Annotated in this window: 19 protein-coding genes; 10 read left to right on the forward strand and 9 right to left on the reverse strand. The window is 57.0% G+C overall.

The genetic code is table 11. The annotated features are described in order from the left end of the window. The gene (locus K3169_RS10950; protein ID WP_263272259.1) at positions 1-2,268 is read left to right on the forward strand and encodes an autotransporter outer membrane beta-barrel domain-containing protein; all 2,268 of its coding nucleotides are present in this window, start codon (positions 1-3) and stop codon (positions 2,266-2,268) included. A 104-nt stretch (positions 2,269-2,372) separates the two neighbouring features. On the opposite strand, the gene K3169_RS10955 is transcribed toward K3169_RS10950, so the two are convergent. The 5 genes from K3169_RS10955 to K3169_RS10975 form a co-directional block, all read right to left on the reverse strand. After that, positions 2,373-2,948: a hypothetical protein gene (locus K3169_RS10955; protein ID WP_231677489.1), complete on the reverse strand. Its 576-nt coding sequence runs from the start codon at positions 2,946-2,948 to the stop codon at positions 2,373-2,375. Between the two features lie 277 nt (positions 2,949-3,225). After that, positions 3,226-3,891 (reverse strand): hypothetical protein, encoded by a 666-nt coding sequence (locus tag K3169_RS10960; RefSeq protein WP_263271419.1) that lies wholly within the window; start codon positions 3,889-3,891, stop codon positions 3,226-3,228. A gap of 327 nt (positions 3,892-4,218) precedes the next feature. Further along, positions 4,219-5,784, reverse strand: a complete 1,566-nt coding sequence (locus K3169_RS10965) for a methyl-accepting chemotaxis protein (protein WP_099269880.1) — start codon at positions 5,782-5,784, stop codon at positions 4,219-4,221. A gap of 104 nt (positions 5,785-5,888) precedes the next feature. Continuing rightward, positions 5,889-6,680 carry a CPBP family intramembrane glutamic endopeptidase gene (locus K3169_RS10970; protein ID WP_263271420.1) on the reverse strand — a complete coding sequence of 264 codons (792 nt, stop codon included), beginning with the start codon at positions 6,678-6,680 and terminating at the stop codon, positions 5,889-5,891. A gap of 206 nt (positions 6,681-6,886) precedes the next feature. Beyond that, on the reverse strand, positions 6,887-8,224 hold the full coding sequence (locus K3169_RS10975; protein ID WP_099269815.1) for an MFS transporter: 1,338 nt from the start codon (positions 8,222-8,224) through the stop codon (positions 6,887-6,889). A 593-nt stretch (positions 8,225-8,817) separates the two neighbouring features. Here K3169_RS10975 and quiC point away from each other — a divergent pair. Continuing rightward, positions 8,818-10,725 carry a 3-dehydroshikimate dehydratase QuiC gene (gene quiC, locus K3169_RS10980; RefSeq protein ID WP_027902112.1) on the forward strand — a complete coding sequence of 636 codons (1,908 nt, stop codon included), beginning with the start codon at positions 8,818-8,820 and terminating at the stop codon, positions 10,723-10,725. A gap of 93 nt (positions 10,726-10,818) precedes the next feature. Beyond that, complete coding sequence (locus K3169_RS10985) at positions 10,819-11,490, forward strand: TetR/AcrR family transcriptional regulator (RefSeq protein WP_263271421.1); 672 nt, start codon at positions 10,819-10,821, stop codon at positions 11,488-11,490. A 137-nt stretch (positions 11,491-11,627) separates the two neighbouring features. Here K3169_RS10985 and K3169_RS10990 read toward each other — a convergent pair whose 3' ends face one another. Further along, positions 11,628-12,488 (reverse strand): shikimate dehydrogenase, encoded by an 861-nt coding sequence (locus K3169_RS10990; protein ID WP_411567032.1) that lies wholly within the window; start codon positions 12,486-12,488, stop codon positions 11,628-11,630. Positions 12,489-12,790: 302 nt separating this feature from the next. After that, a complete protein-coding gene (gene acnA / locus K3169_RS10995) occupies positions 12,791-15,535 on the reverse strand; it encodes an aconitate hydratase AcnA (RefSeq protein ID WP_231677485.1) in 2,745 nt (914 codons plus the stop codon). A 209-nt stretch (positions 15,536-15,744) separates the two neighbouring features. Between acnA and rlmM the strand changes: the two genes are divergently transcribed. The 6 genes from rlmM to K3169_RS11025 all read left to right on the forward strand — a co-directional run bounded on the left by rlmM (position 15,745) and on the right by K3169_RS11025 (position 22,765). Then, complete coding sequence (rlmM, locus tag K3169_RS11000) at positions 15,745-16,812, forward strand: 23S rRNA (cytidine(2498)-2'-O)-methyltransferase RlmM (RefSeq protein ID WP_231677484.1); 1,068 nt, start codon at positions 15,745-15,747, stop codon at positions 16,810-16,812. A 296-nt stretch (positions 16,813-17,108) separates the two neighbouring features. Then, positions 17,109-17,720 carry a tRNA-(ms[2]io[6]A)-hydroxylase gene (locus tag K3169_RS11005; RefSeq protein ID WP_027902107.1) on the forward strand — a complete coding sequence of 204 codons (612 nt, stop codon included), beginning with the start codon at positions 17,109-17,111 and terminating at the stop codon, positions 17,718-17,720. Positions 17,721-17,980: 260 nt separating this feature from the next. Next, positions 17,981-18,469: a MarR family winged helix-turn-helix transcriptional regulator gene (locus K3169_RS11010; protein ID WP_027902106.1), complete on the forward strand. Its 489-nt coding sequence runs from the start codon at positions 17,981-17,983 to the stop codon at positions 18,467-18,469. Continuing rightward, a complete protein-coding gene (locus K3169_RS11015; RefSeq protein ID WP_263271422.1) occupies positions 18,466-19,941 on the forward strand; it encodes an efflux transporter outer membrane subunit in 1,476 nt (491 codons plus the stop codon). The genes K3169_RS11010 and K3169_RS11015 overlap by 4 nt, the downstream gene beginning before the upstream one ends. A 5-nt stretch (positions 19,942-19,946) precedes the next feature. Continuing rightward, positions 19,947-21,161, forward strand: a complete 1,215-nt coding sequence (locus tag K3169_RS11020) for an HlyD family efflux transporter periplasmic adaptor subunit (protein WP_122397505.1) — start codon at positions 19,947-19,949, stop codon at positions 21,159-21,161. Between the two features lie 65 nt (positions 21,162-21,226). Continuing rightward, a complete protein-coding gene (locus K3169_RS11025) occupies positions 21,227-22,765 on the forward strand; it encodes a DHA2 family efflux MFS transporter permease subunit (RefSeq protein WP_099269822.1) in 1,539 nt (512 codons plus the stop codon). Positions 22,766-22,913: 148 nt separating this feature from the next. Here the strand turns inward: K3169_RS11025 and lpxH are convergent, their stop codons facing one another. Continuing rightward, positions 22,914-23,675 carry a UDP-2,3-diacylglucosamine diphosphatase gene (lpxH, locus tag K3169_RS11030; protein ID WP_231673863.1) on the reverse strand — a complete coding sequence of 254 codons (762 nt, stop codon included), beginning with the start codon at positions 23,673-23,675 and terminating at the stop codon, positions 22,914-22,916. Beyond that, the gene (locus tag K3169_RS11035) at positions 23,672-24,175 is read right to left on the reverse strand and encodes a peptidylprolyl isomerase (RefSeq protein ID WP_027902101.1); all 504 of its coding nucleotides are present in this window, start codon (positions 24,173-24,175) and stop codon (positions 23,672-23,674) included. The genes lpxH and K3169_RS11035 overlap by 4 nt, the downstream gene beginning before the upstream one ends. A gap of 207 nt (positions 24,176-24,382) precedes the next feature. Between K3169_RS11035 and K3169_RS11040 the strand changes: the two genes are divergently transcribed. Next, positions 24,383-26,077 (forward strand): glutamine--tRNA ligase/YqeY domain fusion protein, encoded by a 1,695-nt coding sequence (locus K3169_RS11040; protein ID WP_027902100.1) that lies wholly within the window; start codon positions 24,383-24,385, stop codon positions 26,075-26,077. Position 26,078 lies beyond the last annotated feature (1 nt).

The raw sequence follows: 26,078 nt of genomic DNA on the forward strand, positions 1-26,078 counted from the left end.
ATGCGTTATTTGCAAACTGGTGTGGGGCGTATCGCAGTCGCTTGTTTTATTGGAGCGGCGCCTGGTATGGATGCTTGGGCGAGCCACTCGAATTTGCCTCAAGAGCAACATATAACTGCTAATGAGCAGGGCTTTTTTATCGGGGGTGAATTGACACAAGTGGTTCCGGTAGAGGGTGTTGTAAAGACGGTTGACGCTTCTGCCCCGGTCGATTCGTATCATGTTACTAAGGGGGGGGTTCTCAATATAATTAATGGCGGCGTAGTCAATTCGGTATTGGTTATGGAGTCGGCTATCAATGTAAGTGATGGCGTAGTGAATGGAGGGATCAGGGTTGATCACGGTGAGGCGACTATTGAACGATCGGTCATTCGTAATGAGACAGGATATGCATTGCGCTTGGGTGGTAGTGGCTCCGAGGCAATCGTGCGCTCCAGTGATTTATCAGGGTTAGGCAAGGCGATAAATTTAGGTGTAAACCGCTCTTTAAAAATTGCTGACAGCCGCGTCTACGGTGCTGAGTCGGCGGAGAACAGAGGCCTTGGTATCAATGTTGTGGGGGCAACCTTGTCGGTGTCCGAAAACAGTCATGTACGCGGTCAGTACAACGGAATAAATGTGGCGCTTGCCTTGGATTCCTCAGCCATTCCACTTCAACATCTGAGTACGATAGTCATTGACAGCTCCGTTGTGGAGGGCGTCGAAGGCCCGGCCATCAGTGTTGGTCCGGGGGAGGCAGGCAGCGATGGCGCGATTGCCGATATCACCATTCAAAATAGATCCACGTTGCTGTCAGGTAATGGCAACTTGCTGGAAGCCGATAATCTGAGCACTGTAAATTTAATCATCGACAACAGCACCCTCAACGGCAACCTCGTTGCCGACACCACCAGCACCCTGAACGTTACCCTGCAACGCAACGCCCAACTGACCGGCAACATAATCAACAGCGATAAGTTGGCGATCAACTCCGGGGCGAGCTGGACGCTGGCGGATAGCAATGAGGTGAATTCGCTGGCGATGAGGGGCGGGCGGGTGAGTTTCGGCGAGGGCGCGTACAAGACGCTGACCCTGGGCGACCTCTCCGGTCGCGGGACCTTTGACATGCGGGTAAATCTGGATGAACGCCAAGGCGACTTGTTGCGGGTCGAGGGCCGGGCGAGCGGTAATCACGGTTTACGCGTGAAAAATACAGGCGTTGAGGTGGTCGACCCCGACATGCAGCGGTTACTACTGGTGGACACCGACGGGGGCGATGCGCAGTTCAGTCTTTTGGGCGGGCGTGCGGATCTGGGCGTTTATTCCTATGAGCTGGAGCAGCAAGGCGATGACTGGTTCATCGTTGGCTCGGGCCGGGACATCAGCCCGTCGACCCAAAGTGTGCTAGCGCTGTTCAATGCGGCTCCGAACATCTGGAACAGTGAGTTGAACACGTTGCGTAGCCGCATAGGCGAGGTGCGTGGCCATGAACAGGGTGGCGGCTGGATGCGGGCCTATGGCAGCCGATTCAATGCCAGCACCGGTGATGGGGTTGATTATCGAAATAATCAGAGCGGCCTTACATTAGGAGCTGATGCACCGCTGTCGGTGAGTGTCGGGCAGTTGTCATTGGGCTTGATGGCCGGTTACAGCAAAAACGATCTGGCAATCGGGCAAGGTACCAGCGGCAAGATCGGCAGTTACTACGTGGGCGGTTACGGTACCTGGCTGCTGGACGACGGTTATTACCTGGACGCGATTCTCAAACTCAACCGGTTTCGCAATGAATCCAAAGTCGCCATGAGCAATGGTGCGAAAGCCAAGGGGAATTATGAGAGCACCGGTCTTGGTGGATCGCTGGAGTTCGGCAGAAACATCCGCTTTGCCGATGGGTATTTCCTCGAACCCTATGCGCAATTTTCCAGCGTTTGGGTGAAAGGTGACAGCTATGCGCTGGATAACGGTATGCAGGCACGCAATAACCAGACTCAATCGGTATTGGCCAAGGTCGGAGCATCGGCAGGGCGCAGCATTGCCCTCAAGGATGGCGGCGTGGTGCGTCCCTATCTGCGACTGGCAGCGGCTCAGGAGTTCTCACGTGATAACGAGGTCAAGGTCAACTCCACCCGTTTCGACAATGATCTGTTCGGCTCTCGAGCTGAAGTGGGGGCCGGGGTTTCGGTGTCCTTGTCGGAGCGTCTGCAACTGCATGCCAATTTCGATTACATGAAAGGCAAGCAGGTCGAGCAGCCATGGGGCGCGAATGTGGGGTTGAAGTTCGCTTTTTGATCCACCTGAGGGCTGCCTAAACAGGGCTTGAGCCTGCAAAAAAAATCACAGAGGTGAATGACCCCCGGCGAGCAATCGTCGGGGGTTTTTACTTTTATGGACTGTCAGGCATTGACTGCCGGGCTACTCGTGCCATTACCCCGTTGAGGTCTTTGCCTGGCAGGCGCTGGATCACGATTGACCGTGACACGTATCGCAGGAGAAGTACCGATCAGATACTCGCCGCGATGCACCTCATAGTAAACATCCACCAGACCATACTGCGCCTGTGCGATCAGGTCGTAGCTGACACACAGAACTCGTACCGTACTGTCCTTGCTGATGTCGCGTAGGCGAATCAGGGTCGAGGACTTGTTCTGACCCCAATAAAATACCAGTGTATCGCCGAGGCGCATTTTCTCAGAGCCGGGAATATTGATGTGGACCCCGGCGTTGGCCTGTTCATAGCTGACGGTGTTGGGCTTGACGTTCGCCAGCCTGGGTGCCTTCAAATAGCGGGATATATTCAAGTCGGGGTGCTGTACTGACACAGTGGAGTCCGCGCCTTCTGGCAGTGGGTTAATAGTGACAAGCGTTAATTCCGGGGCATGCTCTTGGTTAAGCGGTGAGGGCTGTTCGCTGGCTTGGTCGACGATGGATTTTATATTGGTGGGTGCGTCGGGTGTGAACTCTTCGTTCATCTTTTCGTCCTGAATGACAGATAGATTTTAAATGTGTTGTTTAACTTGTCGCGTTGCGTCCATGGCTTGTGTTGGGTGTATTAGAAGATGTCGTGTTTGCGAGGTCAAGTCAGACGCTTCCGATAAATGGCTCATACCATTCGGTGTGGTGAAGAATAGTTTTATTTTGTGAAGTGCAAACATGTGCGCGGATTTTTCCCGCATGCATATAATAAAAATCCCGCACGCAAACGCGTACAGGATTTTTGTTTTGCTATTCAAATGAGTGGCTGCGATGTTAGCGCTGCATTGTGATCTCAACTGACTGCGCAAGAATCGAGCGGTTACCCGCACGGTCGGTTACGTGGTAAGTAATATTTACCCGGTCACTGAACAGGCCTTCAAGAAACTCCTGAGTGAAGGAAATTTCGATGGGGCTGGTTGTGAGGTTTTCCGGTTGAACGCGGTAGGTTGGACCTTGAATCCCGTTGCAGACCGTCTGGATCAAGTCGCCGGGTTCCATGCCTGCGTGGCTTGGGATTTTTGCATTCAGGAAGTCCCCAAAGCTGACGCTTGCGAACATGGCAGGCGCCAGCAGAGCAGCGCCTGGGGAGGTTCGATCAACGATCAGCGAGGTGGTTGCAGAATCACTACTCACGCCATTTTCATTGTTGGTGGCCCTAAGTCCCAACCTGTAAATACCGTCATTCAGCAAATGTTCGGGATCGAGAACCATCGAAATAATATCCCCTGAGGTGTCGCTATCGGACATGGTCCAGATTGCGCCGACCAACTCACCATTTAGCATCAGCTGTACGTAATAACCTGGGTACATAAATTCCCAGAGGCGGAACTCAACATCAATAGGGTTGTTTAAAGTACTTACCCGTAGCAGTCCGTCAACGGGATCGGCGGCGGGTACGAACGGGACTGGAAGTCCGCTTTTGGTAATGTGTTTGCTCATTTCTTTTACTCTCCAGATAACGCCTCTAATTCAGCGTAACCATCAATTAATTAAAATACTCAGAACCCACCCCTAAAAAATATCCACTTAGGCAGTAGTTATCTATGTGAGGTGAACTCTGAAAATCAACTAATCGGAACCCGCTCTGCCTGTCAACGCCACGCACACCAAAAATCAACCAAACACACCCTATCTATTTACTTTCAGAAGTTGCCTACAATCTACTTCATTAATTGTGTAGTCCTGGGGGATCGCTTTACGCTTCAATAGCCAATAAAAAACCCCGACAGAACATGTCTGTCGGGGTTTTTTGATAACGCTCAATAATCAGCGGTTGAAGCGTTCCACCAGTGAGTACTGAGAGTTGGCGGTGTCAGTCAGTTCGCCGCTGAGGATGGCCGAGCGTTGCGCTTCGCCGGAGGTCTGGTCGGCAAGGTGCGCGATGGTGGCGATGTTGCGGCTGATCTCTTCGGCGACCGAGCTTTGCTCTTCGGTAGCCGCGGCGATCTGGGTGGTCATGTCGGTGATGTTGGCGACGGCTTCGCTGATGCCGACCAGCGCTTCATCGGCTTCCAGCACTTTGGCGACCCCTTCTTCCGCCTGACGATGGCCGGTGTTCATGGTCTGCACGGCGGCGTTTGCCGTGCTTTGCAGCTTGGCGATCAGACCGTGGATCTGCCCGGTGGACTCGGCAGTGCGCTGCGCCAGTTGGCGAACCTCGTCCGCGACGACGGCGAAGCCGCGACCCATTTCCCCGGCGCGTGCTGCTTCTATGGCCGCGTTGAGGGCCAGCAGGTTGGTCTGGTCGGCGATGCCTTTGATCACATCGACCACGCCGCCGATTTCATTGCTGTCCTGAGCCAGTTGGGTGACCGTCAGGCCGGTTTCGCCAACGGCCCGCGACAGCCGTTGAATGGCTTCGCGGGTTTCCCCGGCGATGTCGCGGCCGCGACTTGTGAGCTGGTTGGCTTGCTGAGTGGCATCGGCCGTGCGCTGCACGTGGCTGGCGACTTCCTGGGTGGTAGCGGCCATCTGATTGATAGCGGTGGCAACTTGCTCGGTCTCGACGCGCTGGCGTTCCAGACCACTGGAGCTGGAGTTGGCCAGGCTGTTGGACTGGCGCGCCTGACCGGTCAGTTGTTCGGCGGTGTCCTGCAGACGCGTCAGGCAGGTTTTCAAACGTGCTTCCTGACTGAGAATCGACATTTCCAGACGGGCCTGCGGGCCGCGGCTGTCGGTGTACATCTGCGCGATCAGCGGATCAGAAGTGGTCTGCTCGGCCAGGCGCAGCAGTCGCTTGATGCCACGTTGCTGCCAGGACAGGCCCAGTAGGCCCAGCGGCACCGACAAACCGGCAGCCAAGGCGAAGCCCCAGCTGGTGTTGAGCCATACGCCGATCAGGAAGCTGAGCTGACTGACGAGGATGAATGGCAGCCAGTCCTGTAATACCGGCAGCCATTTGTCACGACCTGGAATGGCTGATTTTCCATTGTTCAGGCGGCCGTAAAGGGCTTCGGCCCGCCTGATCTGCTCAGCAGTCGGTTTAACCCGTACTGATTCGAAACCCACGACTTTCTGGTTCTCGAACATTGGCGTGACATAGGCGTTAACCCAGTAATGATCGCCATTCTTGCTGCGGTTTTTGACGATGCCCATCCACGGCAGGCCTTGCTTGAGCGTGCTCCACATATGTTCGAAAACCGCTGACGGTACGTCTGGGTGGCGAACGGTGTTGTGGGGCGCGTTGAGCAGTTCTTCCCGAGAGAAACCACTGATTTCAACGAAGGCGTCGTTGCAGTAGGTGATCACGCCGCGGGCGTCTGTGGTTGAAATCAAACGCTGTTGTGCTGGGAATGTCCGTTCGCGTTGAGTGATGGGCTGGTTATTACGCATGAGCTGTCCGATCCGCTGGGGCTTTGTGACGTTATCGACAAAAATACTCATTTATTGAGCGTTTTTGCCAAATGACCCACAAGTCACGGACGCCAATGACTGATTTAGCGGTTAAAAACCGGATATGTGAAGAGGCTGAAATGCAGCAAATTGAGCCCGAAATGTGTCGCCACTGCTGCCTGTAGTCCGCCAAAGCGATAGGCAAGGCCATAGCCTGTTCCGGCGATCCCTGCGAGAAGCGCCCATTGCCATCCGCTTCCCAGATGGGCCAGGCCGAACAGCGCGGATGCTGCAAAAAGCGCCAGCGTTGGCCCGTAAGGGAAGCGTTGCAGCAGGCGCTGAAAACCGCCCTGTAGATAGGCGCGAAAGAACAGCTCTTCAGTGAGGGTGACCAGTAACAGATTGTTCAACAGCCATAGCACGCCTTGCGCTGGCCATTTTGGCGACCAGCCGGTGACGCCCAGCATGACTGCCAGTGTCATGCAGACCGAGCTTGTACCTAGCAAGGTCAGCACTGCGGTTTTCAATGCTCGCCTTGCAGCTATCGCCGGTAGCAGCCACGGACAGGCCAGCACGATCCAGAAGCCGATCAGTGGTTTGTCCAGATAGAAGTACATCGAGAAGGGTGCTGCTTCGGGGGAAAGGCGTTGAGCCGCGATGACCCGCTCACTGAAGAAGCCGGGCAGCCAGTGAATCGCCAACCCGAAGGCGAGGGCGATGAACAACCCGTGACCGAAGCACACGATCGTCCGCTGGCTGAATTGCGTCACGCAGATGCCTGCCATTACCAGCAGCCCGAAGGTCACCGCTGCTGGCAGGCTGAGGTCGCCAAAGCTCAGGGCAATGCAATAGCCGAGGGTGAGTAAAGTCAGACTGGTCCAGCGTATCGCCGGCATGGTTGCTCCTGGAATCCGTTCGCGCGTGTCGCTTCGGGCCGCTTGCAGAGTGCTGGTGTTTAAGCGGGCGCCAAGCTTCACTGATCCTGCGTGATCATTTCCAGTTCTTTTGTCAGTTTTGTCTGAGGGAAAGTTTTGTCGGATGTTTCCGCAAGTCAAAAAAAGGCCGCTTGCGAGGAAGCGGCCTGATGGATGCGCAGCGTGAATCAGTCCTTGAGCGTTTCCACCTTGCGTGGGGCCATGAAGTACATCCAGGTCAGGGCAATGAAGTACATCGCCGGGATCATGGTGAACAGCACGCTGTAATTGTTGTTGGTCGCGGTCAGAACGGCGCCCACGATCTGGGTCATGAACATCCCGCCGATTGCAGCGCACATGCCGCCGAAGCCGAACACGGTACTCATCAGATGTTTAGGCGTGTAGTCCATCACCAGACTCCAGATATTGGCAGTCCAGGCCTGATGCGCACCCACGGCGAGGGAGATCGCTAATACTGCGACCCAGAGTCCACTGGCGTTGGCGGCAAAAATCACGCTGCAGATGGTGATCGCAAATATCAGCATCGACAGCAAACGGGCGGTTGTGGCGCGCATGCCTCGGCCGATCAGCCATGACGAGAGAATGCCGCCGCCTATGCTGCCGAAGTCAGCGGTCAGCCAGATCAGGATCAACGGGATGCCCATCTGGGTCACGCTGATACCCAGGTTGTATTGCTGATTGAGAAACGGCGGCAGCCAGTACAAGTAGAACCAGAACACAGGCGCTGTCAGCGAGTAGGCAATGGCGAAGGCCCAGGTGCCGCGCATTTTCAGGATGTGCGAGAAGGGCACTTTGACCGGCTCGGGTTCAGGGTTCTGATTGATGTAATCCAGTTCGGTCTGGCTGACGCTCGGATGCTCTTCGGGGTTGTAGTACTTGAGGCGCCAGGTCACGACCCAGAACAGGCCGAGCAAGCCCATGCTGACGAACGCGGCTTGCCAGCCCCAGATGGTCAGAATGAACGGCAGCAGCGCAGGGGTGAGCATTGCACCGACGTTGGTCCCGGCATTGAAAATGCCGGTGGCAATGGCCCGTTCACCTGCGGGGAACCACAGCCGGGTGGTCTTGACGCACGCCGGGTAGTTGGCCGCTTCTGTCAGGCCAAGAATGAACCGGCAGATCATGAAGCCTGTGGCCGAAGTGGCCAGACCATGGGCGCCGGTGGCGAAACTCCACAACAGTACGGCGAGGAAGAAGGCGCGTTTCACGCCGACCCTGTCGATGAAGCGACCTTGCAGGAGGAAGCCTGCGGCGTAACCCACCTGGAACCAGAAGTTGATGTTGGCGTAATCCATCGCCGTCCAGCCCATTTCCTTAGCCAGGATGGGCTGCATGACACCTAGGGCGGCGCGGTCGATGTAGTTCAGGGTGGTCGCAAAAAATACCAGCGCGAGCATACCCCAGCGAACTTTACCGACGGCCATGGCACCGCGGATTTTCTCGCCCATACTGGCATGCGGATGAGCGACGTTAGCCGTCTTGGCGGCAGAGTGTGTGTGAATCATGGTTAAGCCGTCCGTTCCAGGATTCAGGCAAGTGGCCCTGAATCAGGCTATAAAAGCCAATCTGTGAAAGCGTCTCGAATCGTGGCCGAAGAGGGCCGCAGTGCTCTACAACGACGGTTACGCCGCAGGAGCTAATTTCGTGGGCGCTGGATTTTAATCAGGCTGAAGCCGATCCGATACGCGTTTCTATCAATGCGGGCGATAGAGAGGTATTTATCGGCTTGCGAGCCAGGGCTGAGTAGCCAACAGGACCGGGACGGAAGCGGGGGGAATCAATATATGAAGGCATGTGCGTGACCCTGTTTTTGAAATTGTTATGGTGTGCTTGCAAGGGTGTTATCAACTTCAGGCGGTTGGCCTTGTTCGACAATGTGCTGCTGATGTTGAGCACGGCCGACAAAAGCGTCAATCAGACAAATCTGCTTTTGGGCGATTATCGAACATTAAACTAACTGTCTGGTACATTATGAATTGCGATGGCCGTTGGCCGGGAGAATAATTCAGTTACCCCCCGTCCGTACTTTTGCCGTCCCTGCGTTCGGGGGGCATTTGAAATGCGATCCGCAGAGGTCGCGATCTCACAGGAGTCAAACATGCAACGTTCGATTGCCACCGTTTCCTTGAGCGGAACCCTGCCGGAAAAACTCGAAGCCATCGCCGCTGCCGGCTTTGACGGTGTCGAGATTTTCGAAAATGACCTCCTTTACTACGATGGCAGTCCCCGCCATGTGCGGCAGATCTGCGCCGATCTGGGCATTGCCATTACCTTGTTCCAGCCTTTCCGGGACTTCGAGGGCTGCCGCCGCGACCGCTTGCCCCGCAACCTGGACCGCGCCGAACGCAAGTTCGATTTGATGCAGGAACTGGGCACCGATCTGGTGCTGGTCTGCAGCAACAGCGCCGCCGACTCTCTGGGTGACGAACATATCCTGCGTGATGACCTGGCGATGCTGGCCGAGCGTGCGGGTGCCCGTCAGTTGCGAGTGGGCTACGAAGCGCTGGCCTGGGGCCGGCACGTCAATACCTGGCAACAAGTCTGGAATCTGGTGAAACAGGTCGATCATCCCGCCTTGGGCGTGTTGCTCGACAGTTTCCACACCTTGTCCCTAAAGGGCGATCCGAGCGCGATTGCGCAGATCCCCGGCGACAAGATCTTCTTTGTGCAAATGGCCGACGCGCCGATTCTGGCCATGGACGTCATGGAGTGGAGCCGTCACTTCCGCTGCTTCCCCGGCCAGGGAGAGTTCGATCTGCCGGGCTTCCTCGCACCGATTCTGAAAACGGGTTACACCGGGCCGCTGTCGCTGGAAATCTTCAATGACGGCTTCCGTGCCGCGCCGCCGCGTTCCAATGCTGCCGATGGCTTGCGTTCGTTGCTTTATCTGGAAGAGAAAACCCGGCTGTTGCTTGAGCAGCAGAATGAACCCGTTGCCAAGGACCTGTTGTTCAGCCCGCCACCTGCCAGCACTTACAACGGCGTCGAGTTTCTCGAGTTTGCGGTGGACGACGCTCAGGGCGCGCGCCTTGCCGGTTGGCTGAGTAATCTCGGTTTCGCCAGGCTTGGCCAGCACCGGTCCAAAGCGGTCAGCCTGATGGGGCAGGGCGATATCAAGATCGTGCTCAACGCCGAACCTTATTCATTTGCTCACAGTTTTTTTGAGGCCCACGGTCCTTCGCTTTGCGCCACTGCCTTGCGTGTCGAGAACGGTTCGGCAGCGCTGGAGCGTGCCCAGGCGTTCAAAGGTCAGCCGTATCGCGGGCTGGTCGGGCCTAACGAGCGGGAAGTGCCATCGGTACGCGCGCCGGATGGCAGCCTGATTTACCTGGTCGAGCCTGCTGTGCCGGGTGAATCGATCTACGACATCGACTTCATGGTTAACCCGAACGCCCAGGCCGGTGGCGGCCTGCAGCGCATCGATCACATGGCCATGGCGCTGCCCGCCGACAGCCTGGACAGTTGGGTGCTGTTCTATAAAAGTCTGCTGGATTTCGAAGCCGACGACGAAGTCGTTCTGCCCGACCCTTATGGTCTGGTGAAAAGCCGGGCGTTGCGCAGCCGTTGCAGCACAGTGCGTTTGCCGCTGAATATTTCGGAAAATCGCAACACGGCAATCTCTCACGCACTGTCCAGTTATCGAGGCTCAGGCGTGCACCACATCGCTTTTGCCTGCGAGGATATCTTTGCCGAAGTCAGCCGCGCCAAAGAGGCTGGCTTGAAGCTGCTGGACATCCCGCTCAATTACTACGACGATCTGGCCGCGCGCTTTGATTTCGATGACGAATTCCTCAGCGAACTGGCTTATTACAACGTGCTTTATGACCGCGATGCCCAGGGCGGCGAGCTGTTTCACGTGTACACCGAGCCGTTCGACGATCGCTTTTTCTTCGAGATCCTGCAGCGCAAGAATGGCTATGTGGGTTACGGCGCCGCCAACGTTGCAGTACGTCTGGCAGCCATGGCCAAGACACGCAGCGGAGCCGCTCGTCAGGCCCGGCTCTGATCCATGTAGCGCAGTCATTTTGAGCCTCGAGGGCGGCATCAGGACTATGAGAAACATAGCACCGCCCCGATCCGACCGTGGTATGCCGCTGAAATGACAACTATTGATGAAAGTGCCGTGATCGCCCCGGTTAGAACAACGGCGACAGGGCGCAAGAATAATCCGGAAAAAACCCGGGATGACATCCTCCAGGCAGCCATTGCCGAGTTCGTCGCCCAGGGTTTGTCCGGCGCGCGTGTCGACGCTATCGCCGAGCGTACAAAAACCTCCAAGCGGATGATTTATTACTACTTCAACAGCAAGGAGCAGTTGTACGCCGAGGTGCTGGAAAGGCTTTATGGCGACATTCGCCGCACGGAAAGCGGACTCAATCTGGATGCGCTGGAGCCCATGCATGCCATTGAGCGGCTGGTGGAGTTCACCTTCGATCACCACGACCGTAACGTCGACTTCGTGCGGATCGTGTGTATCGAGAACATCCACAACGGCGAGAACGTCAAACAGTCACCGACCATCCGCCAGTTGAGCCAGAACATTGTCAGCATTCTCGACAATATTTTGCGTCGCGGCGAAGCGCTAGGAGTGTTTCGCCAAGGCGTGAACGCTATTGATCTGCATCTGATGATCAGCTCGTTCTGTTTCTACCGGATCTCGAACCGCCACACCTTTTCCGAGATCTTCCAGATCGAATTGGTCAACGATGAGATCAAACAGCGGCACAAGGCGATGCTGTGTGATTCGGTGAGTCGATACTTGCGGCCGTAAGCTTTTACTGTCCACCGACCCATTTACTGTAGGCGCTCACGAGCACCGCGAGGCAGCGATGGCGGTTTGCCTGACACTCCGCCATCGCTGCCTCGCGGTGCTCGTGAGCTCCTACAGGTGCTAGTTGATCTGGGTGATCAATCACCCATGCTCGCAAAGTGATCCTGCATCCGCTCGGCATTTGCAGTCTGGCCGCTGAACAATTCAAAAGCCTTCACCGCCTGAAACACCGCCATGGTGCCTCCGTCCAGCGTGCGGCAACCCAGGGCGCGGGCGTGTTTGAGCAGTTCGGTTTCAAGCGGGAAATAGATAATTTCTGCGACCCACAGGGCCTTATGCAACAGCTCGGGAGGTAGCGGTGTACCAGGCAGTTTGGTCATGCCGACCGGGGTGGTGTTGACCAGGCCATCGGCAGCGGCCATGGCTTCACGCAAATCCCGACCGACCAACGCCCGGTTCGCGCCGAAGTGGCTGTTCAGGTTATCCACCAGGCCCTGGGCTCTTGCCGGGTCCACTTCGAAAATACTCAGTTGTTCGACGCCTTCGGCCAGCAAGGCATGGGCCACTGCGGCGCCCGCGCCACCGGCACCCATCTGCACCACGCGCTGGCGGGGCACGTCATTGAGGCCGCGACGGAAACCTTCGGCGAAACCCAGGCAGTCGGTGTTGTGGCCGATCCGCTGACCATCCTTGAACAGCACCGTGTTCACCGCGCCGATACCCCGGGCCTCAGGCGAGAGGTCATCCAGTAGCGGGATAACCGCCTGTTTGCAGGGAAAGGTAATGTTCAGCCCGGTATAACCCATGCGCTGAGCGCTGGTGATCAAGTCGGGCAGGGCGGTGATGTCGAGTTTGAGCGCATCGAGGTCGAGCAGTCGATACAGATAGCGGATGCCTTGGGCATCGCCTTCGTGCTCATGCAGCGCCGGGGTGCGCGAGGCCTGGATACCCGAACCGATGAGGCCGGCGAGAATGGACGGTTTACGAATGAAAGTCATGGCGATCGGCTCTTATTAGATGCCGCATTCAGGGATCGAAGGATGCGGTTTCAGCAAAATGTACCAGATGGTTAATTTTGCGGAAGAGCCGGGATGAAGGCAAGGCGATAAATCTGTTCGGTTATCGCCCTGGTTGATGATCTGAACCTGAATTGGAATGAGATTCTGTGGGAGCCGAGCTTGCTCGCGATGCAGGAGACACAGCTGGAAAACATACCGCGCTATTGTTTATCGTCGGAATGCCGCCCAGACCAAGCTCAGTTCCCACAGAATTGGGTCCTCTCAGTAGGTTTCTGAGCTACTCAGGATGCAATCAACTGCCGCAACACATAATGCAGAATCCCGCCCGCCTTGAAGTACTCCACCTCATTCAGCGTATCGATGCGGCACAGCACATCGACGATTTCCTGAGTGCCGTCTTCGCGGGTGATCGTCAGCTTGAGGCTCATGCCGGGTCGAAGCTCTGCATGGGTCAGGCCGCTGATATCCAGCGTCTCCTTACCGGTAAGGTTCAACGTCTTGCGACTCTGGCCATTCTTGAACTGCAGCGGCAATACACCCATGCCTACCAGATTGGAGCGATGGATACGTTCGAAGCTCTCGGCAATCACCGCTTTGACGCCCAGCAGGTTAGTGCCTTTTGCGGCCCAGTCGCGGCTTGAACCGGTGCCGTATTCCTGACCGGCAATGATCACCAGTGGCGTTTTTTCAGCCTGATAGCGCATGGCTGCATCGTAAATCGGCATCTTCTCGTCAGTGGGGGCGTGCAGTGTAAAACCGCCTTCTTCGCCGCCGAGCATCTCGTTGCGGATACGGATGTTGGCGAAGGTCCCGCGCATCATGACTTCATGATTCCCACGACGTGAACCGTAAGAGTTGAAGTCTCGTGGCTCAACGCCCTGTTGACGCAGATAGCGGCCTGCCGGGCTGTCCGCCTTGATGTTACCGGCCGGGGAAATGTGGTCGGTGGTCACCGAGTCACCCAGCAAGGCCAGCACACGTGCACTGTGGATGTCTTCGATGACCGGCAGCGGCCCGGCGATGTCTTCGAAGAAGGGTGGATGCTGGATGTAGGTCGAATCGTCCTGCCACACGTAAGTTGCAGCTTGCGGCACTTCGATGGCTTGCCACTGTTCGTCGCCGGCGAACACCTCGGCGTATTCCTTGTGGAACATGCCGGTATTGACCTGTTCAACCGCTTCGGCGATTTCCTTCTGGCTCGGCCAGATATCGCGCAGATAAACCGGTTGACCGTCTTTGCCTTCACCTAGGGATTCACTGCTGATATCGACTCGCACGCTACCTGCCAGCGCATAGGCGACCACCAGCGGCGGGGAGGCCAGCCAGTTGGTTTTGACCAGCGGATGCACGCGGCCTTCGAAGTTACGGTTCCCGGACAGCACTGACGCTACAGTCAGATCCGATTGTTGAATGGCTTTCTCGATAGGATCAGGCAACGGCCCGGAGTTGCCGATGCACGTGGTACAGCCATAGCCCACCAGATCGAAACCCAGTGCGTCGAGGTACTGGGTCAGCCCGGCGGCTTTGTAGTAGTCGGTCACCACTTTGGAGCCAGGGGCCAGCGACGTCTTCACCCAAGGCTTGGTTTTCAGGCCTTTCTCCACGGCTTTTTTCGCCACCAGTCCGGCGGCCATCATTACGCTAGGGTTAGAGGTGTTGGTACAGGAGGTAATTGCCGCGATGACCACAGCGCCGTTTTTCAGGCGATAGGTACGGCCTTCATGCTCGTATTCGGCCTCACCGGTCACTTGATCGGCATTGCCCACCGCGACACCGCCGCCGCCTTCACTTTCCAGACGACCTTCGTCTTTCTGGGCAGGTTTGAATTGCAGGCCAAGGAAATCAGTAAAGGCTTGGGCAACATCCGGCAGCGCGACGCGATCCTGAGGTCGCTTCGGACCGGCCAGGCTGGCTACGACCGTGTTCATATCCAGTTCAAGACTGTCGGTAAACACCGGATCCTGGCCGGGCAGGCGCCAGAGGCCTTGGGCCTTGCAGTAGGCCTCAACCAGTTTCACAGTTTCATCAGGACGACCGGACAGGCGTAGGTAGTCCAGGGTCACATCGTCGACCGGGAAGAAACCGCAGGTCGCACCATATTCAGGGGCCATATTGGCGATGGTGGCACGGTCAGCCAATGGCAGTTCCGCCAGACCGTCACCGTAGAATTCGACAAATTTGCCGACCACGCCTTTCTTGCGCAGCATTTGCGTGACGGTCAGCACGAGGTCGGTAGCGGTGATGCCTTCTCTGAGCTTGCCATTGAGTTTGAAACCGATCACTTCCGGGATCAGCATCGACACCGGCTGACCCAGCATCGCTGCTTCCGCTTCGATACCGCCCACACCCCAGCCCAGGACGCCGAGGCCGTTAATCATAGTGGTGTGAGAATCGGTGCCCACCAGCGTGTCGGGGAAGGCATAGGTGCGGCCATCCTCGTCTTTGGTCCAGACCGTGCGCCCCAGGTATTCCAGATTGACCTGATGGCAGATCCCGGTACCCGGCGGTACTACGCTGAAATTATCGAAAGCGCTCTGGCCCCAGCGGAGAAAGGCGTAACGCTCCCCGTTGCGCTCCATTTCGATATCGACGTTTTGCGCAAATGAATCTGCATCGCCGAATTTGTCGACCATCACCGAGTGGTCGATGACCAGATCCACGGGTGACAACGGGTTGATACGCTGCGGATCGCCGCCAGCCTTGGCCACGGCGGCGCGCATGGCAGCCAGATCGACCACGGCCGGTACGCCGGTGAAGTCTTGCATCAGGACGCGGGCAGGGCGGTACTGAATTTCCCGGTCGGAGCGACGCTCGCCCAGCCAGGCAGCCAGCGATTTCAGGTCTGTTCCGGTGACGGTCTTGTTGTCCTCCCAGCGCAGCAGGTTTTCCAGCAGCACCTTGAGGGACATTGGCAATTTGCTCAGATCGCCCAGGCTCTTTGCGGCTTCTGGCAGACTGAAGTAGTGGTAGGTCTTGTTGTCGATTTCGAGTGTTTTAAGGGTGTTCAGGCTATCTAGGGAGGGCATGAAATAACTCCTTTGATGCGTCCGCACGGTACGGACTGGACGATTTAAATCCTTTTGCAAGCTTAGATCTTGGTATCGCTCGCGATTGAATGCTTATGTGCTAATGACCAGCCGGTTCCACCAGTGGTTCCTGATTCAGCTATCATGCTCGCCTTTTGCGTCGCTGAGGTTAATTCTCTCGTATAGGTCGACGTGTTCAGGAGCACCCCATGAACACCCTGTTTATGCACTGTCGTCCGGGCTTTGAAGGTGAGGTCTGTTCGGAAATCGCCGAGCATGCGGCACGCCTCAATGTGTCCGGCTACGCCAAAGCCAAGCCAAATACCGCCTGCGCCGAATTTGTCTGCACCGAGGGCGACGGTGCCGAGCGGCTTATGAATGGCCAGCGCTTCTCGAAACTGATCTTCCCTCGCCAATGGGCTCGGGGTGTGTTTCTGGAGTTGCCGGAAACAGACCGCATCAGTGTCATTCTTGCGCACATGGCGAGCTTTGCCACCTGCGGCAGCCTGTGGCTGGAAGTGGTCGACACCAACGATGGCAAGGAGCTTTCGACGTTCTGTCGCAAGTTCGAAGCCCCGTTGCGCAAGGCGCTGACTCAGGCTGGCAAGCTGGTCGACGATCCGCGTAAGCCACGCTTGTTGCTGACCTTCAAGAGTGGTCGTGAGGTGTTTCTCGGACTGGCTGATGCCGACAATTCGGCGATGTGGCCCATGGGCATCCCTCGTCTGAAATTTCCCCGTGAAGCGCCAAGTCGTTCAACGCTGAAACTGGAAGAGGCCTGGCATCACTTCATCCCGCGTGATCAGTGGGATGAGCGTCTTTCCGGTGACATGACCGGTGTTGACCTCGGCGCTGCGCCGGGTGGCTGGACTTACCAACTGGTGCGTCGCGGCATGCTAGTGACGGCCATCGACAACGGGCCAATGGCCGAAAGCCTGATGGACACCGGGCTGGTTCAGCATTTGATGGCCGATGGGTTTACTTACAAACCGCGCCAACCGGTGGACTGGATGGTGTGTGACATCGTCGAGAAACCCGCGCGCAATGCCGCTTTGCTGGAAACCTGGCTGGGCGAGGGCTTGTGTCGCGAAGCCGTGGTCAACCTCAAATTGCCGATGAAACAGCGCTATGCCGAAGTCAGTCGCCTGTTACTGCGCATTGAGGAAGGCTTCGAAGCGCGAGGTATTCGGGTCGAGATCGGCTGCAAGCAGCTGTACCACGACCGCGAAGAAGTGACCTGCCATTTGCGTCGGCTGGACGGGAAGCGCAAGGGCTGAGAGTCGCACTGTCGCCTGAACCTGATTTGGAAATGCGACCTTGTGGGAGCCGGGCGTGCCCGCGATGCATGAGACGCGGTCAGAGGGCATTCCGAGTTATCGTTTATCGTCGGAATGCCGCCCAGACCAAGCTCGGCTCCCACACAGTCTGCACAGGACCGCATTCCTGATGGCTAATCACCTTATCGCTGGGTAATACGCTGGTTCGGGCGTGACAACTTCAGCTCATTTCTATCGCCGTACACCCATCGCGCTCGTATAATGCCCGGCCTTGTCGTCCGGCCTTTTGTGAGCCTATGTACCCGATTCCTGAAATTGAAGCCTTCCTCCTTTGCCGCACCCCCGATAGCTGGGTTCAGGCTGCATTACGCAATCTGGATATCCTGCTGATCGACCACGCGAACAACGAAAAGAAGGCTGCCGGGGCGGCGTTTCAGTTCATGTTCCAGTACAACGACAAGTTCGACCTGCTAAGCAAGATGTCGCGCCTCGCCCGTGAAGAACTGCGCCACTTCGAGCAAGTGCTGAGCATCATCCGCAAGCGTGAAATCCCCATGGCCAACGTCAGCTCTGCACGGTATGCCGGTGCGCTGCGCAAGCTGGTGCGCAATCACAATCCGTATCGTCTGACGGATGCGTTGATCGTCGGGGCGATTGTCGAAGCCCGTTCCTGCGAGCGCTTCGCCTGTCTGGTGCCGCATCTGGATGAGGAACTGGGCAAGTTCTACGCCGGGCTGTTGAAATCCGAAGCACGGCATTTTCAGGACTACCTGAAGCTGGCCTATACCTATGGCGACAAGGCTGATGTTGACGCCAAAATCGAAGAAGTCCGCCTCGCCGAACGCGAACTGATCGAAAGCCCGGACGAAGAGTTCCGGTTTCACAGCGGTGTGCCAGCGTTCGGTTGAGCCCGATCTCGCAACCTGCTTCTGACCTATGGCGACACGCCTACCGCGCTAAACCGGTAGGAGCGAACTTGTTCGCGAGGCGGTGTGTCAGCTACTGATGTTTTTCAGTCATGCCCCTTCGCGAACAAGTTCGCTCCTACCGGTTTAGCACACGTCTCGCTTCCTAAAAATAGTAAGCAAGCTAATAAAAGCTTTGCCATTTGCTGCCTAGGCAGTAATATCACCACATTCTCTGCCTAGGCAGCTAATTTGGTGGATTCATGAAACATTTCAGTCCTGACAATCAGCAGTCGACGATCATGGGCATGCTGATCGGCCGCACCAATTCGCTGAAGGATCGCATTCTCGACAAGCAATTAGTGCCCTACGGCATCACTTTCTCGCAGTTCAAGGTGTTGATCATCGTTGCCCAGTTCCGCGCGGACACTCCCGCAGAATTGTGTCGGCACCTGTCCCTGGACAGCGGTTCCATGACCCGCATGCTTGATCGCCTTGAGCAGAAACAACTGCTGGAGCGCACCCGATCGGCCACTGATCGGCGTCAGGTCCAGTTGGTTCTGACGGAGCAGGGGCGAATCATCACCGACCAATTGCCGCAAATTGGCGCTGAAGCCATGAATGAATTGCTTGGCGTGCTGGATGCGGAAGAGGTGGCAAGTCTGGAGAGAATTCTCAGCAAGGTGCTGATCGATGCCAACGATCACATCGCCATTACCCGTCTGAGTTTCAAAGACAGAGGTGCAGAATGAGCCTTTCTGTATCGCGGGCGCGCTATAGCCTGATGCTGATCGCCCTGAGTGTCGCCGGTTGCGCCGACTACAGCGGCCTGACCACCCAAGGCAAAAGCCTCGATGCTAATAACCTGCAAGCCGAACACAGCCTGCAAGGTGTCGGCCTGTCGCCTGCGGCCTGGCCTAAACGTGACTGGTGGACAAACCTCGGCGATCCTCAACTGAACGCCCTGATCGACGAAGCCCTGCGCGATAGCCCCGACATGCAGGTCGCCAATGCGCGCACTCATCAAGCCATGGCTTCGGCTTACGCTGCCGATGCGGCACGTATGCCTACGGTCGACGCCGACGCCAGTGTCAGCCGCTCGCGCCTGGCCCGGGATCAGGACCCAAGTGGCATGGGCGGGCGCTACAGCACGTTGCGCAGTCTCGCGGTGAACTTCAATTACAACTTCGATTTGTGGGGCGGCCAGCGGGCAGCCTGGGAAGCGGCTTTGGGTCAGGCTCGCGCTGCTGAAGTCGATGAACAAGCTGCGCGCCTGACGTTGGCTGCCGATGTGGCGCGTGCCTACAGCGATGTAGGTCAGGCTTACATCGTCCATGATCTGGCGACCGAGGATCTCAAGCGCACGCAGCAATTGCTCAATCTGGGCAATCAGCGTCTGCAGTCCGGGATCGACAGCCAGTATCAATATCAGCAGACCGAAAGTCTGGAGGCCAACTCTCAAGAGGCGCTGATCGCCGCGGAGAAAAACCTGCGCAGCGCAAAAATCGCTTTGGCGGTGTTGCTTGGTAAAGGCCCGGATCGCGGTCAGGAAATTGCCAGACCCAACTTGCTCAAGCCGGCCGTTGTTACCTTGCCGACTTCATTGCCCGCCGAGTTGCTGGGACGTCGGCCGGACATCGTCGCGGCCCGCTGGCGCGTTGAAGCCGCGAGCAAGAGCATCGTGGCGGGCAAGACCAATTTCTATCCGAACCTGAACCTCAGTGCCGCTGCCGGGGCTGAGTCGTTGCTGGGTGACGCTATGTTTGGTTCGGCCAGTCGCTTCTTCAACGTTGCCCCAACCATTTCCCTGCCGTTGTTCGACGGCGGCCGTTTGCGTGCTGATCTGGACGCTCGCGATGCTGATTACGACCTCGCCGTTGCGCAGTACAACAAGAGCCTGGTGCGGGCCTTGGGCGATGTCAGCGACAGCATCGGTCAGTTGCGTGCCATCGATGGCCAGATTCAGGCCCGTCAGCACGCCACGGATGTGGTCCAGCAATCATTCAATACCGTGACCCAGCGCTATGGCTCGGGGATCGGCAACTACCTCGACGTGCTGACTACAGAGCAGCAATTGCTCCAGTCACAACGCCAACTGGCTGATCTCAACGCCGAACGAATCGATTTATCGATCCAGTTGATGCAAGCCCTGGGCGGTGGTTTCGAGGGCGAAAGTCCCTCCAACGCCACTTCATCAACTGCTTCGCTGACTAACTCAAGGTAATCGTCATGGCCACTGCCGCTAGCGAAAACACTTCTGGCAACGCTCCGGAAAACAGTAAAAAAGACACTAACCCACGTAAGCGCAAACTGCTCCTGATCGGCTTGGCGCTCGTGGTCATTCTCGGCGGGTTGGGCGTCTGGGCCTGGCATGAACTGTATGGCCGCTGGAATGAAAACACCGATGATGCTTATGTGAACGGTAATGTGGTGGAAATCACTCCGCTGGTCACCGGCACTGTGACCAGCATTGGCGCGGATGATGGTGATCTGGTCCGCGCCGGGCAGGTGTTGCTGCAATTTGACCCTTCGGATGCCGAAGTCGGTCTGCAAAGTGCCGAAGCCAATCTGGGCAAAACCGTGCGGCAGGTTCGCGGTCTGTACAGCAATGTCGACGGCATGAAAGCGCAACTGGCAGCCCAGCGCGCTGAAGTGAAAAAGGCTCAGGACAACTACACCCGGCGCAAAAGTCTTGCCGCAGGCGGGGCAATTTCTCAGGAAGAGCTGTCCCACGCCCATGACGATTTGATCAGTGCGCAAAGCGCCTTGAGCAATGTTCAGCAGCAACTGGCGAGTAGTGTCGCGTTGGTGGATGACACCGAAGTGTCGTCGCACCCGGACGTGAAGGCCGCTGCGGCTCAGTTGCGTCAGGCTTACCTGGCCAATGCTCGCAGCACCTTGATCGCGCCGGTCACCGGTTACGTCGCCAAACGAACGGTACAACTGGGCCAGCGCGTTCAGCCGGGCACCGCATTGATGGCGGTGATTCCGCTGGATCAGTTGTGGATCGATGCCAACTTCAAGGAAACCCAACTGGGCAAAATGCGCATTGGTCAGCCAGTGGAAATCGAGTCGGACCTTTACGGCAGTGACGTGAAGTACAGCGGCACCATCGACAGTCTGGGTGCCGGTACCGGCAGTGCATTCGCTCTGCTGCCTGCACAGAACGCCACCGGCAACTGGATCAAGATCGTTCAGCGCGTTCCCGTTCGTGTCCACATCAACGCAGAAGAACTGGCGAAGCATCCGCTGCGCATCGGCCTGTCCACGACAGTTAACGTCGATCTGCATGATCAGAGCGGACCGGTATTGGCGCAACAGCCGCCGAAGCAGGCTTCGTTCAGCACCAACGTCTATGAGCAGCAACTGGCCGAGGCAGATGCCTTGATCAATCGTCTGATTCATGAAAACAGCGCACTGACCGGCAAGACTGCTCAGCGCTGATCCGCCAATCCGCGTGCCCTGGCCTTTGAACGGCCGGGGCAGCGTCAAGTTTTCAGGGATTCGCGATGAGCGCCAACGCCCCCGCATCATTTACGCCGCCCAGCCTGCTGCTGTGTACCATCGGCCTGTCGCTGGCGACCTTCATGCAGGTTCTCGATACGACGATTGCCAACGTCGCCTTGCCGACCATTTCCGGCAATCTGGGCGTCAGCTCGGAGCAGGGCACTTGGGTTATTACCTCGTTCGCCGTGAGTAACGCCATCGCCTTGCCGCTGACAGGCTGGCTGAGCCGCCGTTTTGGCGAGGTGAAGCTTTTTCTGTGGGCGACGATTCTGTTTGTGCTGGCGTCGTTCCTGTGCGGGATTTCCCAGTCAATGCCTGAGCTGGTGGGCTTTCGCGTGCTGCAAGGCGTAGTGGCGGGGCCGTTGTACCCCATGACGCAAACCCTGTTGATTGCGGTGTACCCCCCGGCGAAAAGGGGGATGGCACTGGCATTGCTGGCCATGGTCACGGTGGTCGCACCGATTGCCGGGCCGATTCTCGGCGGCTGGATCACTGACAGTTACAGCTGGCCGTGGATCTTCTTCATCAACATCCCGATTGGCCTGTTCGCAGTGCTGGTCGTACGCATGCAAATGGCCAAACGGCCAGTGGTGACCAGTTACCAGCCCATGGACTATATCGGGCTGATCACTTTGATCATTGGCGTCGGTGCCTTGCAGATCGTGCTCGACAAGGGCAACGACCTGGACTGGTTCGAGTCAAATTTCATCGTCATCGGCGCGCTGATTTCAGCCGTAGCATTGTCGGTTTTCGTGATCTGGGAAATGACCGACAAGCACCCGATAGTCAATCTTCGTCTGTTTGCCTTTCGTAACTTCCGCATCGGCACCATGGTGCTGGTCGGCGGCTATTCCGGGTTCTTTGGTATCAACCTGTTGCTGCCCCAGTGGCTGCAGACCCAGATGGGCTACACGGCAACCTGGGCGGGGCTGGCTGTAGCACCCATCGGTATCTTGCCGGTGTTGATGTCGCCTTTTGTCGGCAAGTACGCACACAAGTTCGACCTGCGCGTGCTGGCCGGATTGGCGTTTCTGGCGATTGGCACCAGTTGCTTCATGCGGGCGGGCTTCACCAACGAGGTGGACTTTGAACACATCGCGCTGGTCCAGTTGTTCATGGGGGCGGGCGTGGCGTTGTTCTTCATGCCGACGTTGAGCATTCTGCTTTCAGACTTGCCGCCTAATCAGATTGCCGATGGCTCAGGGCTGGCGACGTTTTTGCGGACGCTGGGCGGTAGCTTCGCGGCATCGCTGACCACGTGGATCTGGATCCGTCGTGCCGATCAGCATCATGCGTATCTGAGTGAAAACATCAGCACTTATGATCCTGCGACCCGGGATGCGCTGAACTCACTGGGTGGTGCGAGCCCTTCGGCTTATGCGCAACTTGAGCAGACCCTCAATAGCCAGGCGTACATGATGTCCACGGTGGATTATTTCTATCTAATGGGCTGGATATTCATGGGCCTGATTCTGCTGGTCTGGCTGGCCAAACCGCCGTTCACCGCCAAGGCCGGGCCTGCGGCTGGGGGCGGGCATTGAAGTAGTTTTTGAGGCTTCACATATGACCTGTGGGAGCTGGGCTTGGTCTGGGCGGCATTCCGACGATAAGGGCGCCACAGATATCAGGTATATCGCGTCCAGCCTTATCGTCGGAATGCCGCCCAGACCAAGCCTCGCTCCCACAGGGTCAGTGTGTCTCGGGGGAAGGAAGGGCAGCTTGCTGCTCCGGCACAAAATCAAACGCCCCCAGCTGAAACCCTTGTTCATCCACCTGCACGGCCCAGCCTTGCTTGTCCCAGTCACCCAGCACAATGCGCCGCGCCGCCTGATCGCCGATCTGTAGCTTATGGATGGCGGGGCGGTGGGTGTGGCCGTGGATCAGGGTTCGTACGTCAAATTGCTGCATCACGTTGGGCACTTCTTCTGGCGTGACGTCGACGATGTCGTTGGCTTTCATTCGGGTTTGCGAGCGGCTTTCATTGCGCAGTTTGCGCGCCAGCTTGTATCGGGTGCTCTTGGGCAGATTACGCAGCACGAACAGGGTCAGCGGGTTGCGCAGGTAACGGCGCATGCGAATGTAGCCTTCATCCCGCGTACACAGGCTGTCGCCGTGCATCAGCAGAACAGGCTCGCCGTTCAACTGAACGACGCTCGGGTCTGGCAGCAGTGTGCATCCAGCCGCTTTACAGAAGGCACGGCCAATCATGAAGTCACGATTGCCATGCATCAGAAATATTTGGGTGCCGCTATCGCTCAGCTCTCGCAAGGCCTGGCAAATCGAGCGCTGAAAGGGCGACATTGCATCATCGCCAATCCAGACCTCGAAAAAATCACCGAGGATATACAGGGCCTGAGCATCGCGGGCACGGCCCGCGATCAGATCCAGAAACGCCCGGGTAATGTCCGGGCGCTCTTCCTGCAAATGCAGATCGGAGATCAGCAATATCACTCAACGATCTCGGCTTTCTCGATGATCACGTCTTCAGTCGGTACGTCCTGGTGACCGGATTTGCTGCCGGTGGACACGCCTTTGATCTTGTCGACAACGTCAGTGCCTTCGATCACTTCAGCGAATACAGCGTAACCCCAGCCTTGAGTGGTCTTGGCGCTGTGGTTGAGGAAGCTGTTGTCGGCAACGTTGATGAAGAACTGCGCGGAGGCCGAATGCGGCTCCATGGTACGGGCCATGGCAACGCTGTACTTCTTGTTCGGCAGACCGTTGTCAGCTTCGTTCTGGATGCTTGGGCGCTTGTCTTTCTTTTCTTTCATGCCAGGCTCGAAACCGCCGCCCTGGATCATGAAGTTACCGATGACACGGTGGAAAACGGTGTTTTCGTAGTGGCCGGCGTTGACGTATTCGATGAAGTTGGCGACGGTCAGCGGCGCTTTTTCAGCGTTCAGTTCCAGGACGATGTCGCCGTGGTTGGTGGTCAATTTTACTTTGGACATATCAAAAGTCGCTCTTTTAGCATTCGTGAATGGACGCGTTATAACCCAGACGCGCAGTTTACAGAGGTCGTTACATAATTCTTTCGAGATTTTAACTCGATGGTTTTCTTACAGGGCGCTGTTAGCCTATTGACAGCTTCGGCTATCATAAGCGCTTTGATTTAGTCGGCCTACCCTGGCCGCGCACTTGTATTGTCCAAGGATCCTATGAGCAAGCCCACTCAAGACCCCGCTGCGAATTCAAAGGCAGGCCCTGCAATTCCTACCAATTTCCTGCGCCCGATTGTCCAGGCAGACCTCGATTCGGGTAAGCACACGAAGATCGTGACCCGCTTTCCGCCTGAGCCAAACGGCTATCTGCACATCGGTCACGCCAAGTCGATCTGCGTGAATTTCGGTCTGGCTCAGGAATTCGGTGGCGTCACGCACCTGCGTTTTGACGACACCAACCCGGCCAAGGAAGACCAGGAATACATCGACGCCATTGAAAGCGACGTCAAGTGGCTGGGCTTCGAGTGGGATGGCGAAGTGCGCTATGCCTCGCAGTATTTCGATCAATTGCACGACTGGGCTGTCGAGCTGATCAAGGCTGGCAAGGCTTACGTGGACGATCTGACCCCGGAGCAGGCGCGCGAATATCGCGGCACCCTGACCGAGCCGGGCAAGAACAGCCCGTTCCGTGAGCGCAGCGTTGAGGAAAACCTTGACCTGTTCGCCCGCATGAAAGCCGGTGAGTTCGAAGACGGTGCCCGCGTACTGCGCGCCAAAATCGACATGGCTTCGCCGAACATGAACCTGCGCGACCCGATCCTGTATCGTATTCGTCATGCTCACCACCACCAGACCGGCGACAAGTGGTGCATCTACCCGATCTACGACTTCACCCACGGTCAGTCTGATGCCATCGAAGGCATCACCCACTCGATCTGCACCCTGGAGTTCGAAAGCCATCGTCCGCTGTATGACTGGTTCCTCGATAACCTGCCGGTGCCAAGCAAACCGCGCCAGTACGAGTTTTCGCGCCTGAACCTGAACTACACCATCACCAGCAAGCGCAAGCTCAAGCAACTGGTCGATGAAAAGCACGTTCACGGCTGGGACGACCCGCGCATGTCGACGCTGTCGGGTTTCCGCCGTCGTGGCTACACGCCGAAGTCGATCCGTAATTTCTGCGAAATGATCGGCACCAACCGTTCCGACGGGGTAGTCGATTTCGGCATGCTGGAATTCAGTATCCGCGACGATCTGGACCACAGCGCTCCGCGTGCCATGTGCGTGCTGCGTCCGTTGAAAGTCGTGATCACTAATTATCCGGAAGGTCAGGTCGAGAAGCTCGAGCTGCCGCGCCACCCGAAAGAAGACCTCGGCGTACGCGAGCTGCCGTTCTCCCGCGAGATCTACATCGACCGCGACGACTACATGGAAGAGCCGCCAAAGGGCTACAAGCGTCTGGAGCCGAATGGCGAAGTGCGCCTGCGTGGCAGCTACGTGATCCGTGCCGACGAAGCGATCAAGGATGCCGACGGCAACATCGTCGAGCTGCGTTGCTCTTACGACCCCGACACCCTGGGCAAGAACCCTGAAGGCCGTAAGGTCAAAGGCGTTGTGCACTGGGTCCCTGCGGCTGAAAGCGTTGAATGCGAAGTCCGTCTTTACGACCGTCTGTTCCGTTCGCCAAATCCTGAAAAGACCGAAGACGGCGCGACCTTCCTGGACAACATCAATCCGGATTCCCTGCAAGTGCTGACCGGTTGTCGTGCTGAACCTTCATTGGGACAAGCGCAACCGGAAGACCGTTTCCAGTTCGAACGCGAAGGTTATTTCTGCGCGGACATCAAGGACTCGAAACCTGGTCAACCAGTCTTCAACCGCACGGTGACGTTGCGGGACTCCTGGACCTGAG

The sequence above is a fragment of the Pseudomonas phytophila genome (assembly GCF_025643095.1).
Classification (GTDB): Bacteria; Pseudomonadota; Gammaproteobacteria; order Pseudomonadales; family Pseudomonadaceae; genus Aquipseudomonas; species Aquipseudomonas quasicaspiana.